The 11897-nt window shown below is 41.3% G+C and carries 12 protein-coding genes and 4 tRNA genes; 7 read left to right on the top strand and 9 right to left on the bottom strand.

Annotated elements, in window-relative coordinates; translation table 11 throughout:
- Positions 1 to 29: 29 nt before the first annotated feature.
- Positions 30 to 1244 carry a tyrosine-type recombinase/integrase gene (locus F891_RS03785; protein ID WP_005262177.1) on the bottom strand — a complete coding sequence of 405 codons (1215 nt, stop codon included), beginning with the start codon at positions 1242 to 1244 and terminating at the stop codon, positions 30 to 32.
- Between the two features lie 991 nt (positions 1245 to 2235).
- Here F891_RS03785 and glnA point away from each other — a divergent pair.
- The 5 genes from glnA to F891_RS03760 all read left to right on the top strand — a co-directional run bounded on the left by glnA (position 2236) and on the right by F891_RS03760 (position 5810).
- Positions 2236 to 3651: a type I glutamate--ammonia ligase gene (glnA, locus tag F891_RS03780; RefSeq protein WP_004279641.1), complete on the top strand. Its 1416-nt coding sequence runs from the start codon at positions 2236 to 2238 to the stop codon at positions 3649 to 3651.
- Between the two features lie 90 nt (positions 3652 to 3741).
- A complete protein-coding gene (locus F891_RS03775; RefSeq protein ID WP_004279642.1) occupies positions 3742 to 4017 on the top strand; it encodes a hypothetical protein in 276 nt (91 codons plus the stop codon).
- A gap of 2 nt (positions 4018 to 4019) precedes the next feature.
- The gene (locus tag F891_RS03770) at positions 4020 to 4526 is read left to right on the top strand and encodes a chorismate--pyruvate lyase family protein (RefSeq protein ID WP_004279643.1); all 507 of its coding nucleotides are present in this window, start codon (positions 4020 to 4022) and stop codon (positions 4524 to 4526) included.
- Positions 4527 to 4531: 5 nt separating this feature from the next.
- Entirely contained in the window at positions 4532 to 5410 is an 879-nt protein-coding gene (gene ubiA / locus F891_RS03765; protein ID WP_004279645.1) for a 4-hydroxybenzoate octaprenyltransferase, read from the top strand.
- Positions 5411 to 5546: 136 nt separating this feature from the next.
- The gene (locus F891_RS03760) at positions 5547 to 5810 is read left to right on the top strand and encodes a hypothetical protein (protein ID WP_004279647.1); all 264 of its coding nucleotides are present in this window, start codon (positions 5547 to 5549) and stop codon (positions 5808 to 5810) included.
- Positions 5811 to 5994: 184 nt separating this feature from the next.
- Here F891_RS03760 and F891_RS03755 read toward each other — a convergent pair whose 3' ends face one another.
- The 8 genes from F891_RS03755 to F891_RS03720 form a co-directional block, all read right to left on the bottom strand.
- Positions 5995 to 6984, bottom strand: coding sequence for a diaminopimelate dehydrogenase (locus tag F891_RS03755; protein ID WP_004279649.1), 990 nt, complete (start codon positions 6982 to 6984; stop codon positions 5995 to 5997).
- 316 nt (positions 6985 to 7300) lie between these two features.
- Positions 7301 to 7744, bottom strand: a complete 444-nt coding sequence (locus F891_RS03750; protein WP_004279650.1) for a DUF2726 domain-containing protein — start codon at positions 7742 to 7744, stop codon at positions 7301 to 7303.
- 61 nt (positions 7745 to 7805) lie between these two features.
- Positions 7806 to 7881, bottom strand: a tRNA-Asn gene (locus F891_RS03745).
- Positions 7882 to 7887: 6 nt separating this feature from the next.
- Positions 7888 to 7963, bottom strand: a tRNA-Asn gene (locus tag F891_RS03740).
- Positions 7964 to 8254: 291 nt separating this feature from the next.
- A tRNA-Asn gene (locus F891_RS03735) sits at positions 8255 to 8330 on the bottom strand.
- A 5-nt stretch (positions 8331 to 8335) separates the two neighbouring features.
- Positions 8336 to 8411: transfer RNA gene (locus F891_RS03730), tRNA-Asn, on the bottom strand.
- Positions 8412 to 8559: 148 nt separating this feature from the next.
- Positions 8560 to 9186 (bottom strand): superoxide dismutase, encoded by a 627-nt coding sequence (locus tag F891_RS03725; RefSeq protein ID WP_005262173.1) that lies wholly within the window; start codon positions 9184 to 9186, stop codon positions 8560 to 8562.
- A 153-nt stretch (positions 9187 to 9339) separates the two neighbouring features.
- A complete protein-coding gene (locus F891_RS03720) occupies positions 9340 to 10098 on the bottom strand; it encodes a Nif3-like dinuclear metal center hexameric protein (protein ID WP_004279653.1) in 759 nt (252 codons plus the stop codon).
- 170 nt (positions 10099 to 10268) lie between these two features.
- Here F891_RS03720 and F891_RS03715 point away from each other — a divergent pair, with 170 nt between their 5' ends.
- Positions 10269 to 11450 carry a S1C family serine protease gene (locus tag F891_RS03715; protein ID WP_004279655.1) on the top strand — a complete coding sequence of 394 codons (1182 nt, stop codon included), beginning with the start codon at positions 10269 to 10271 and terminating at the stop codon, positions 11448 to 11450.
- Positions 11451 to 11587: 137 nt separating this feature from the next.
- Positions 11588 to 11845 carry a hypothetical protein gene (locus F891_RS03710; protein WP_004730148.1) on the top strand — a complete coding sequence of 86 codons (258 nt, stop codon included), beginning with the start codon at positions 11588 to 11590 and terminating at the stop codon, positions 11843 to 11845.
- Positions 11846 to 11897: the final 52 nt, after the last annotated feature.

The following is an 11897-nucleotide window of genomic DNA, read 5'->3' as shown; positions in this document are numbered from 1 at the left end:
AATTTTGATATAAAAACCTTAACTTCAATTTACTCCCTCCATCCATCCACAATATCAGCCCAGTCCTGCATCATTTTTCTACGATCTGCTAAATACTTGGCATGGTTATACGATGCACGTGTTTTATTCTCATCAGCGTGAGCCAGTTGAGTCTCGATCCACTTTTCATCATAACCAAGCTCATTCAATAGGGTGGATGCCGTAGCGCGGAAATCATGTGCCGTAACGTTCTGCATGATGTATTGCAGTGCACGATTGATTGTAGTGGCTGGCATCATCCCGCCCTTATAGACACCTTCAAAAACATACTTCTTGCGGCCAGTGAGCTTCTTCTGCTTAAGTAAAAGTTGATAAACCTGTTCAGACATTGGCACTACATGCGTCCTATTCTTCTTAGTTAGTCGCATGCCTTTTTTAAGCTGCTCCCGGGTTTGTTTTTCAAAAGTAATAGTTCTTTCTTCGAAGTCAATAAATGACCACTGCAGTCGACGCACCTCAATTGTGCGAAGCATGGTATAGAACAAAAATAAAATAGAATTGACCGTTGACTCAGCACCACCATAACTATCGATCCGCGCTCTAAACACCTTTCGTTCAGCCAAACTTAATGGTCTTGCATGTTCAACATCAGGCCGTGCAATGACTTCACGCACCGCATAAGTTGGATCATTCTCAGCTCTTAATGTCGCAATGGCATATCTCATCACAGAGCCAATTTTCTTCCTATTTTCAATTGCAGTAACTTCACCAGTGCCGCGATTATCCTGACTCTTAACACGCTTTACTGTATTTTGCATAATCTTCAGAACGTCAGCAGAGGTCACATCTTTAATATTTTTGTGGCCAATAACTTTATAGATATCCTTTTCCATCGCCCGATGAAAAGCATCAACATAGGTTTGAGATTTGTCCTTCAGTCGATCCGCAGCATATTCTTTTGCAATCGCCTCAAAACTATTTTCATCACAAAGCATGGCGGCTTTTTCTTGCTGACGATGCACAGCTGGATCAATATTGTTTGCAAGCAGTGATTTGATTTCATCTTGCTTTTGACGAGCCTCGGCTAAGCTTACAATAGGGTATTCACCCAGACTGATCATTGAGGCTTTTCCTGCATACCGATAACGCACACGCCACAGTTTTGTACCGGTCGAACGAACCTCAATACACAGCCCACCCTGATCAGCAATACGGTATGCTTTTTCCATTGGTTTTAGTTTTTTTAGCTTGGTATCGTTAAGCATGTGAGTAACGCAAAAGATTAAATATTGTTACTCACTATATTACTCACAAAAGTGATTAATACAATTTAATTCTATTTTATGGTATTTAAGCCGAAACGATTGATAATAAAGACATGTAGATTTTAGTTTAATGGTATTTTACAGTATTTAATTATTATGATAATTCTCGACCATTAAAAGCATGAGCTTAACCTATTGAAATTAATGCACTTAAATGTGCTAATGTTGTCCAGATCGTACTTTATTTATACGTGTTGCAAGCACTTGCCTGACACAACTAAATCATTGATTTCATTGTGTGAAAATAAAGCACGCTTCATCATAGCAAAAAATAGCCCCATTCGGCGCGACAATTTCGCTCAATTTATTGGCTTTAAAAACCTGTAGAAAATTAAATAAAATTTTATAATGATTTAAAGTAATAGGCTTACTCATAGAAAGATTTAAAAGGCTATTTTTTAGAGTAAAACTTAAAAATGAAAAAATTAAGGTCAAAGAGAGGTAAAATGCTTGATGAAAAAAACATCACTTGAATAATTAAGCTTTATATAAACTTTTCTATTGAAAGTAGATTTAAAGAAAATGCCTCATAATAGGCATACAATCCCAAATGAATCGCAAAATTTTCTTTACTGATATCTACTAAAAAAAGCTCAATTTTTATCCAAAAACAAGTAAAAATATAACAAAAGTAAGAAAAAGCAGCATATTTGCTATAAAAAGCTATGTTTCTTATACATTTTTATAGATACATGCACTATTTAGGTGCGCTAAAAAATAAAGCTGAAATAAAATAAATGAAGAATGCTTGAATATAGTGCATTTAGTTTTGCAGCTAGTATAATAGCCGCAAAGTATTTTTGTCACTTCATGATTTCTTATAAAGATTTCAAGATTTTATCTATACTTTTAAAAGTTGGTACGGTAATTGCTTAATAACTATCAACTGCTAACACGCACTTCACGGGTGCAACAAAAACATCGGAGCAAAATGAGCATGGCGAACAAGGTCCTTCAACTCATACAAGAAAGTGGCGCAAAATGGGTCGATTTTCGCTTTACTGATACCAAGGGTAAAGAGCAACACGTCACTTACCCAGCAGACAGTATTGATGAAGATACATTTGAAGACGGCAAAATGTTTGACGGTTCTTCAATTGCAGGTTGGAAAGGCATCGAAGCATCGGACATGATTTTACGTCCGGATGCGGCAACAGGTTTTATCGACCCGTTCTTTGCAGAGCCAACAGTTGTTGTAACTTGTGACGTCATCGAGCCATCAACTGGTCAAGGTTATGATCGTGACCCACGTTCGATTGCGCGCCGTGCAGAAGAATATTTGAAATCTACCGGTATCGGTGATACTGCATTCTTTGGTCCAGAACCAGAATTCTTCGTATTTGACGAAGTAAAATGGGAAATCGACATGTCTGGCGCGCGCCATACATTGATCGCTGAAGAAGCTGCTTGGTCAACTAACAAAGACTACGAAGGCGGTAACTCTGGTCACCGTCCACGCGTAAAAGGCGGTTACTTCCCAGTTCCTCCTGTAGATTCTTCACATGACATGCGTGCAGACATGTGTGCGCGTATCGAAGACATCATGGGTCCAGGTCGTGTAGAAGTACATCACCACGAAGTTGCTTCTTGCCAGTTAGAAATTGGTGTGAGCTTCAACACTATGGTGCGTAAAGCAGACGAAGTTCAACAGTTCAAATATGCGGTTTGGAACGTTGCGCATCAATATGCAAAAACAGCAACCTTTATGCCTAAACCAATGGTTGGCGATAACGGTTCTGGTATGCACGTGCATATGTCGATCTCTAAAGACGGCAAAAACCTGTTTGCTGGTGATGAATATGCAGGCCTTTCAGAAATGGCGTTGTACTTCATCGGTGGTGTAATTAAACATGCCCGTTCTTTGAATGCGATCACTAACCCTTCTACAAACTCGTATAAGCGTTTGGTTCCACATTTCGAAGCACCGATTATGCTTGCTTACTCAGCGCGTAACCGTTCTGCATCTATCCGTATTCCTTACGTGTCTAGCCCGAAAGGGAAGCGTATTGAAGCGCGTTTTCCAGATCCAATGATGAACCCGTACCTAGGTTTCGCGGCATTGTTGATGGCTGGTCTTGACGGTATTCAAAACAAGATCCACCCAGGTGAAGCTGCTGACAAGAACTTGTACGATCTTCCACCGGAAGAAGAAGCAAAAATCCCTACAGTGGCGCATAGCCTGGATATGGCGCTTGAAGCACTTCAAGCGGATCATGATTACCTGTTAAAAGGTGGCGTGTTCACGAAAGAAATGCTTGATGCTTATATCGAGCTTAAAACTGAAGAAGTTCGTCGTCTAAACACGACTACTCACCCAGTTGAATTTGATATGTACTACAGCTTGTAATTCATCACGAATTAAAGCGAAGAAAACCCGCGCATGTCGCGGGTTTTTTTGTATCATCTATTTATAATTTTAAATGATTGATGGGCTTAAATGGCACAACGTAAAAAGCACACCAGCTTTTATCCATGGATTGATCCAAAAGATCATAACAAAGGTTTTAAGTTGAACTTCTCTGAAGTGACTTATCTTGAAGTGGGGCGGACTCCCGAGGGTTATAAGCAGGCTCAATTTGTGGCGCTGAAAAATCCTGAAATAGCGCTGGATTATGCTTATCCAGAATCATTTTATTTGAGTGCTGAAGGTTTTATTTTAATTAAAACCCCACAAGGCAAATATGAAATCATTGCAAAAACAGATAACTGTTAACAATGAATAGTCGTTCTAGAAATCAAAATCAGCGTGTGCTGCTGTCAACTCTGCCTGTTGAGTTAAAACCGTGGCTGTATGCATCGGGTTCACTCACGCAACAACTGACCGATTTGGCGCAAGGACAATTCCATGTCGAGCCAATTCAAGAGCATTTTCAGCGTTTAAGCTTTGCCAATGCCAAATGGATGCAGATGTCACATCAGCATACTTCCTGGGTGCGTGAAAGTTATCTCTACGGCTCGGAACAGTCTCCTTGGGTGAAAGCCAAAAGCATCTTTCCGATTTTAAGCCTGCAAAAAAAAGCCCGAATTTTTCAGCATATTGGCACCAAACCGATTGGCTGGTTTCTGTTTCAGCGCACTAATCCACTGTGCCAGCGCCGGGTGGTACTTTTAGATGAGGGCTGGACCCGTCAGAGCTGCTATACTTGGCACGGCTGTAAATTTATCGTACAAGAAACATTTTTACCGGCATTTGAACACTTTATACAAAATTCACGGGCTTGATTTTTATGGCAACCGCACAAGCAATCACCTGGCGTGAGCGTCTTAGCGCCTATTATTATCTTTGTCGTTTTGATAAACCGATTGGGACTGAACTGGTTTTTTGGCCTACCATGTGGGCGCTGTGGATTGCAGCTCAGGGCATGCCACGTATTGAAATTTTAATTCCCATGATTTTGGGTGTGATTTTTATGCGGGCGGCAGGCTGTGCCATTAATGATTTTGCTGACCGTAAAGTCGATGCACATGTGGAGCGTACTAAAAACCGCCCATTAGCGACCGGGATTATCAGTGCCAAAGAGGCCGTAATGGTATTTCTGGTTTTGGTGGCTGCCAGTGCCTGCTTGCTATTTTTTCTGCCAATCGAAACTTTTTACTGGTCATTTGGGGCTTTATTTTTAGCGTTTATTTATCCTTTTATGAAGCGCTATACCCATTTACCTCAAGTCTTTTTGGGTGCAGCATTTTCCTGGTCGATTCCGATGGCTTATACCGCAGTTGGACAAACGCCGGATTTAACCTGCTGGCTTCTATATTTTGGTAATCTGGCCTGGACCGTAGCCTATGATACCCAATATGCAATTGCAGATCGTGAATACGATTTAAAGATTGGGGTGAAATCAACCGCGATCTTATTTGGTCGATATGATATTCAGATCATTAGCGCTTTGCAGGCCATTAGTATTCTTTTGATTGCTGTAGCACTTTGGCTAGAAAATTTACTGATTCCATTTGGTTTGGCTGCATTAATTGTTGTCACTCTCGATTTTATTTACCAATGGTTTAAAACTCGAGATAAAAATCCACATTTGTGTTTCTGGGCGTTTAGGCATAACCGCTGGATTGGACTGATTATTTTTGCAGGAATACTACTGGCTTTGAGGTAGTGACTGTCTATCGACTGAGAAAAAAGCGTCCTATAAGGATGCTTTTGTTATTGCCTAATCTATAAGGCTTGAGCTATGACTTTATTTTGTTATATTGGGCAGTGTAATTAAATGACGAAATTAAAGCAGGTTTGTTATGTCCGAGCAGCCACAGCCCCGCAGTGTCAAAAAGCTATTGATCTTCGGTACGCTTGCACTTTGTATTCCGGTATTTTTAATTAGTATGGCATTTCTTGCAGTGAATAGTGATGCTAAAAATCAGGAAAAATACAAGCAGCAGCAGACAGATATGATTGCGCGTATTGAAGCACGAGAAGCTGCGGAAAAGCTCAAAGCAGAGCAGGATGTTAAGGCAGATTCAACTCAAGCTGCGTCTGAAAGTAGTGCAACAGCACCTTAATCTATCTAAAATCCCTTTGCACTTGTCTAATACTGCAAATGTCTGTGTAGTAGATAGTTGCATGGGTTTCTGCAAACGATGATTTGACTGTAGATATTCGATACTTAGTAATTAGGCAAGCTGTATTCTAGAATGGAAAAATATAGCCACCCATCATCCGATCGGTGGCTATATTTAAATCATCTTAAAGCAATTCTTTGCGCAATTGTTCTGAAGATTTAATTGAAAGTAGGGCAGGTGCTACATCTAGGGCTGTTTTGGCACCATATTGCTGAGTTTGATTCAGACGGTAGCAGGCACGGGCATAAGCCACTAGAACACTTGCAGTAAACTCTGGATTGCTATTCAGCTTTAAAGAAAACTCAATCACCTGTTTTTGTGCATCACTGGTATTACCACTACGAATGACAAAACCGCCATGTGGCATATCTTGGTGATCTTTCAGTAAAGTTTCCTCACTGATAAAATTCACAGTCGTATTATAATCTGCAAAATAATCAGGCATGCTGACGATGGTTTGTTCAACTGTTGCTGCATCAGCTCCTTGTTCCAAGACCACATAACAGTCACGATGATGTTTATCTTTGGTGCTTAACTCAGGTCGTGCGCCACTGCGGACTTGTTCAATAGCATCAGTGGATGGAATGGTATATTGAACACCAGCTTTCACCCCAGGTACACGGCGGATCGCATCCGAATGGCCTTGGCTTAAGCCTTTACCCCAAAAAGTATAAGTTTCGCCATCTGGTAATAGCGCTTCACCAAATAAACGGTTAATCGAGAACATGCCAGGATCCCAGCCAATAGAAATCATGGCTGTTTTTTTGTTAGCAAGGGCGGGTGCATCGACTGCAGCATAGTATTCCGGAATACGTGCATGCGTATCAAAACTATCTACAGTATTGAATTTACTTGCAAAGATAGGCGCCTGTTGTGGCAAGTCATCTTTAGAGCCGCCACAAAGAATCAGCACATCAATTTTATCGCTAAACTCATTTAATAGTGCATCCATGCTATACACTTGAGTTTCTGCAAAGCAAGGAGAGACGCTGCTTGGTGAGCGGCGAGTAAAAATACCGACAAGCTGCATATCAGGATTTTTCTGGATGGCAGTTTCAACACCGCGGCCAAGATTACCGTAACCCGCGATACCAATACGAATAGAATTTTGCATAAATAAACGATCACTGAATAAAAAAACAACGCCAAAAATAAGCAAGGTGATGATGGCCAGAAATGGAACAGGCCAATCAGGTCATCTGACTTATATTTTGTTTTCGAAAGGATTATAGAGCGATAATTTAAACTTTATCACCCTAATCCTGCAGAAAGGCAGGTTTAACTGAGAATGCTTGTGATGAGACGCTAAATTGGACGAGGATAGGTTAGTTTTGAAGCATGAAAAGCTGCCGAGAAATTAAAAGCGGAGCAGGAGGCTTTGATTAATCCAATTCAAGCTGCAGCGAGAAATATCGAAATTGCAGCTTAATTTATTTTAAATCCCTTTGCAGTTGTCTGATAGTCGGAATCTGGGTGTATCGAATCACGGTATAGCCTGCTGCAATCAGCATGGCATCGCGTTCAGCATCTTCCTGCTCTTTGCCAATATGGCTCGGATCATCCAGTTCGACAATCGCCACTACATTATATTCACGATCAAGTACCACGAAGTCTGTGACTTTGCGATTAAATTGATTGCGCATTTTCATCTGATCGTGCGTGATCAAAGCGCTAAACGCGACTTGTGCCAGAATGTGATGATGAGGAAAGGCATCTTTCAGACGTGTAAACATCCTGCTTTCAAAAGCAGTAATGACGCGCTTCGGATAGAATTTCTTTTGACGGGTGAAGAGATGTGGGAAGAGCAGGCAAACTAATGCAAAAGTTGCCAGGCAGCCAATCACAAAAAATATAAACTGACTCAAATTAAACACAGATCACAAAAGGGGAGAATAAAAAAACCCACTTCGCAATGAGTGGGTTTCTTCAGAATCTTGGCTCTCCCACCTGGGCTCGAACCAGGGACCTGCGGATTAACAGTCCGTCGCTCTACCGACTGAGCTATGGGAGAATAGATTGGCTCTCCAACCTGGGCTCGAACCAGGGACCTGCGGATTAACAGTCCGTCGCTCTACCGACTGAGCTATTGGAGAATCTGACAGCGATTATAGAGAGATTTGAAAAGGGGTCAAGGCACTTTTAGAAAAAAGCTGAAGAAATTGAATCAAGTGTTTTAAAAATAGTCGAAAAGGTTTGTAGTTTAAACTGTTATGTTTATGTAAACCGGTCCTAACAGCAAAATCGCGATCAGCCTGAATTTTGATAAGTGATCTGGATCATAAGAAATGAGCGGTTGATCGCGCATATAAATCAATATGATCTCAATTTAAAAAATACAGCTATAAAAAAACCCACTTCGCAATGAGTGGGTTTCTTCAGAATCTTGGCTCTTCCACCTGGGCTCGAACCAGGGACCTGCGGATTAACAGTCCGTCGCTCTACCGACTGAGCTATGGAAGAATATATGGCTCTCCAACCTGGGCTCGAACCAGGGACCTGCGGATTAACAGTCCGTCGCTCTACCGACTGAGCTATTGGAGAATCTGATCGGCATTTTAGGGATGAATAACCAGGTCGTCAATCAATTAATGTAAAGAAATGAATTGATTGCTTCATAAATATTCATTTAGAGCCTAAAAATAAAAAAATCACCCGAAGTGGGTGATTTTTTTAGCAAAGAAATAAAAAATTATTTCTCAACACCTGCAGGCTGACCTGCATATTTCGCATTTGCATAATCCCAGTTTACTAGGCTTTCTAGGAAAGTAGAGATGTACTTAGGACGAGCATTACGGAAATCGATGTAGTAAGCGTGTTCCCAAACGTCAATCGTCAACACTGCAATTTTACCGTGCGCCATTGGCGTATCAGCATTTGAAGTTTTCATGATAGAAAGCTGACCGTTTACTTCGTCAGCCACTAACCAAGCCCAACCTGAACCAAACTGACTAGTTGCAGCAGCAGCAAATTCTTCAGCAAATTTTTCATAAGAACCGAAAGCTTCGTCAATTTTTGCAGCCAAAGTACCAGTTGCTTTACCGCCACCGTTTTTAGCCATACAGTTCCAGTAGAACGTGTGGTTCCAAACTTGAGCCGCGTTATTGAAAACACCTGCTTTAGAAGCATCACCAGCAGTTGCTGTAATAATTTCTTCTAGAGTTTTGCCTTCAAGCTCAGTACCAGCGATCAGGTTATTCAGGTTAACCACATACGTATTGTGGTGTTTGTCGTGATGGTATTCTAAAGTTTCCTTGCTGATGTGTGGAGCAAGATCTTCGTAGCCGTAAGGTAATGCTGGTAAAGTAATGGTTGTCATGTTCTCAATTCCTTGCATTTTGCTGGGTTTTAACAATAAGTGGCTTTATTGTAATAGATAATCGGGCAGAAATGGGCATCGTGTATAAATAACAATACAGAATAAAGCCTGAAAATATATGAATAAAGCCACTGATCATAACCGTCAGTCGAATTAAATCGGATTGTTTAATTCGAAATAATCATACTCAATATTAAACTGTTCTGAAATAGCCTTGCCAAGGCGTTGCACACCGTATTTTTCAGTCGCATGATGGCCACAAGCATAATAATGCACATTCAGTTCCTGAGCTTCATAAAAGGTGCGTTCGCTCACTTCACCTGAAATATAGGCATCACAATCTTGTAGTGCCGCTTTTTGAATATAATCCTGCGCACCACCGGTACAGAAACCGACTTTATGGATTTGAGTTTTTTCAGCAGGAAGATGAATCGCATCAAAGCCCAGCTTTTCTGAAACATAATTTTTAAAATCTTCCGGACTCATTGGCTGTTTTAAATAGCCAATATTGCCAATTGGACGTTTCTCACTCGGATCAAGCTGTTCGATATTTTCGAGTTCTAATAAATCCGCAATGGCGGCATTATTTCCCAGTGTTGGATGACTGTCTAAAGGCAGATGATAGCCAACCAGTGAGATATCATGTTGAATCAGGGTTTTAATGCGTTTACCACGCATTCCCGTAATCGGATAGGCTTCTCCTTTCCAGAAATAGCCATGATGAACCAGCAATAAATCTGCGCCTTGCTCAATTGCAGCTTCAATTGCACTCTGGGAGGCGGTCACGGCACAGAGGATTTTATTCACTTCGGATTTGCCTTCAATCTGCAAGCCATTCGGTGCATAGTCCTTAAATTCACGTGCTGCCAAAGTCTGGTCACACCATTGAATAATATCGTTCAAATTCGCCATAAAATTCCTGTAAGTTTAAAAACTTGCCCATATTTATCTATAGGTCTAATTGTAACTAAAGCTGCACAAATCTCTGTGGAATTTTTTGTGTTTAGTTATGTATTTAGCATTACAATAGGACACAAATTACTTAGTCATCAACGAATTAAAATATTTTAGAGGATAGCAACGTGCGCCGCACCTTTACATGGTTACCCTGGGTGTTACTGATTTTAGTCATTATCGGTTTTTTGGGGTGGCAACAACTACAAAAACCAAAGGCACCAGTTGCGCCAGATGGCGTCAAAATGCCTGCTGAAAAAGTAGAGCCGTTGATTGATACGTCGCGCTCAGGAGGCGTGGTCTCCTACAGTGCTGCTGTAAAAGTGGCAGCCCCGGCTGTCGTGAATATTTTTACTACCCAAAAAGTCAAGCAACAGGCGCATCCTTTACTGACCGATCCGGTATTTCGTGAATTCTTTGGCGATCAGTTGCCTGACCAGTATGGACAAAGCCCGAATGAAAACAGTTTAGGTTCGGGTGTAATTGTACGTCCAGACGGTTATATCCTGACCAATAACCACGTGATTGCGCAGGCCGATCAGATTGTAGTGGCTTTGCAGGATGGACGTCGTGCCGAAGCTAAAGTGGTCGGAACTGACCCGGATACCGATCTGGCCGTGATCAAGATTGAACTGACGCAATTGCCAGTTTTGCCATTTAAACTCAGTGGCAATGAAGTCGGTGATGTGGTTCTGGCCATTGGTAATCCTTTTGGTGTTGGGCAAACCGTGACGCAGGGGATTATCTCGGCAACGGGCCGTTCAGATTTGGGTATCAATACCTATGAAGACTTTGTACAGACCGATGCTGCAATTAACCCGGGTAACTCGGGCGGTGCACTTATTGATGTCGCCGGTAATTTAATTGGTGTGAATACTGCAATTTTCTCGCAGTCTGGTGGTTCGCTGGGGATTGGTTTTGCCATTCCGGCCAAAATTTGTCAGCAGGTGATGAATGCCATTTTGAAAGATGGCCGTGTGGTTCGTGGCTGGTTAGGGATCAGCTTATTACCTGCAGAGCGTGATGATGTCCTGCAACCCAAAGAAAAAGGTGTGACGGTCGCAGAAGTGCTACCGAATGGACCTGCTGCCAAGGCTGGAATCCAGCGTGGCGATAAGATTATGAAAGTAAATGAGGAAGAGATTAGTTCTGCCTCACATCTGATTAATTTTGTGGCCTTGCAAAAGCCAAACAGTACCATTCAGATTGAAATTGAGCGGGCAGGAAAAACCATGATCCTAGAGGTTGTGGTGACTGAACGTAAGGCACAAGACAGTGCTTCACAATATATTCCTCTGCCAGGCCAATAAGTTTGATTAAAAAAAATCCCTCATGATGAGGGATTTTTTTTATACTTTCTTTCAGCATGTTCTGATACAAAAGTGAAATATTAAGCGTTTTATAAATCATTTAGCTTAGTGAAATAACATTAAAAGAGAAAATAAAAATGAATTTTATGACGGCAGATCAGGCCAAAATTTTATCTAATGTTGCTAACCTGAATATTGAAATGTATAAGCCACGTCTGGCGCAACTGATTGAAGATAATGCCCGGCAAGGCAATACAGCGGTACTGACAGTTTTTCCCAAACATCTGCCTTTGGAAGATATCCGTGCCTTGTCTGCCGAGTTAACAGATCTGGGTTATAACGTACGTTTTGAAGTACAAGAATTTTATTACAGCTTTAATGTCTACTGGCTGTAATTTTAACAGTTGTTCAAAAAAGGTCCTGTTTAGGCATATATTTTGCTGCGTT

This window comes from Acinetobacter sp. CIP 101966 (assembly GCF_000369725.1).
GTDB lineage: Bacteria > Pseudomonadota > Gammaproteobacteria > Pseudomonadales > Moraxellaceae > Acinetobacter > Acinetobacter lwoffii_Q.
Note: the sequence above shows the minus strand (reverse complement) of the source record. Positions and strands in the feature narration are given on the sequence as shown.

Coding starts and splice junctions, on each gene's coding strand:
- F891_RS03785 (WP_005262177.1), bottom strand. CDS start 1,244: ATGCTTAACGATACCAAGCTAAAAAAACTAAAACCAATGGAAAAAGCA.
- glnA (WP_004279641.1), top strand. CDS start 2,236: ATGAGCATGGCGAACAAGGTCCTTCAACTCATACAAGAAAGTGGCGCA.
- F891_RS03775 (WP_004279642.1), top strand. CDS start 3,742: ATGGCACAACGTAAAAAGCACACCAGCTTTTATCCATGGATTGATCCA.
- F891_RS03770 (WP_004279643.1), top strand. CDS start 4,020: ATGAATAGTCGTTCTAGAAATCAAAATCAGCGTGTGCTGCTGTCAACT.
- ubiA (WP_004279645.1), top strand. CDS start 4,532: ATGGCAACCGCACAAGCAATCACCTGGCGTGAGCGTCTTAGCGCCTAT.
- F891_RS03760 (WP_004279647.1), top strand. CDS start 5,547: ATGTCCGAGCAGCCACAGCCCCGCAGTGTCAAAAAGCTATTGATCTTC.
- F891_RS03755 (WP_004279649.1), bottom strand. CDS start 6,984: ATGCAAAATTCTATTCGTATTGGTATCGCGGGTTACGGTAATCTTGGC.
- F891_RS03725 (WP_005262173.1), bottom strand. CDS start 9,186: ATGACAACCATTACTTTACCAGCATTACCTTACGGCTACGAAGATCTT.
- F891_RS03720 (WP_004279653.1), bottom strand. CDS start 10,098: ATGGCGAATTTGAACGATATTATTCAATGGTGTGACCAGACTTTGGCA.
- F891_RS03710 (WP_004730148.1), top strand. CDS start 11,588: ATGAATTTTATGACGGCAGATCAGGCCAAAATTTTATCTAATGTTGCT.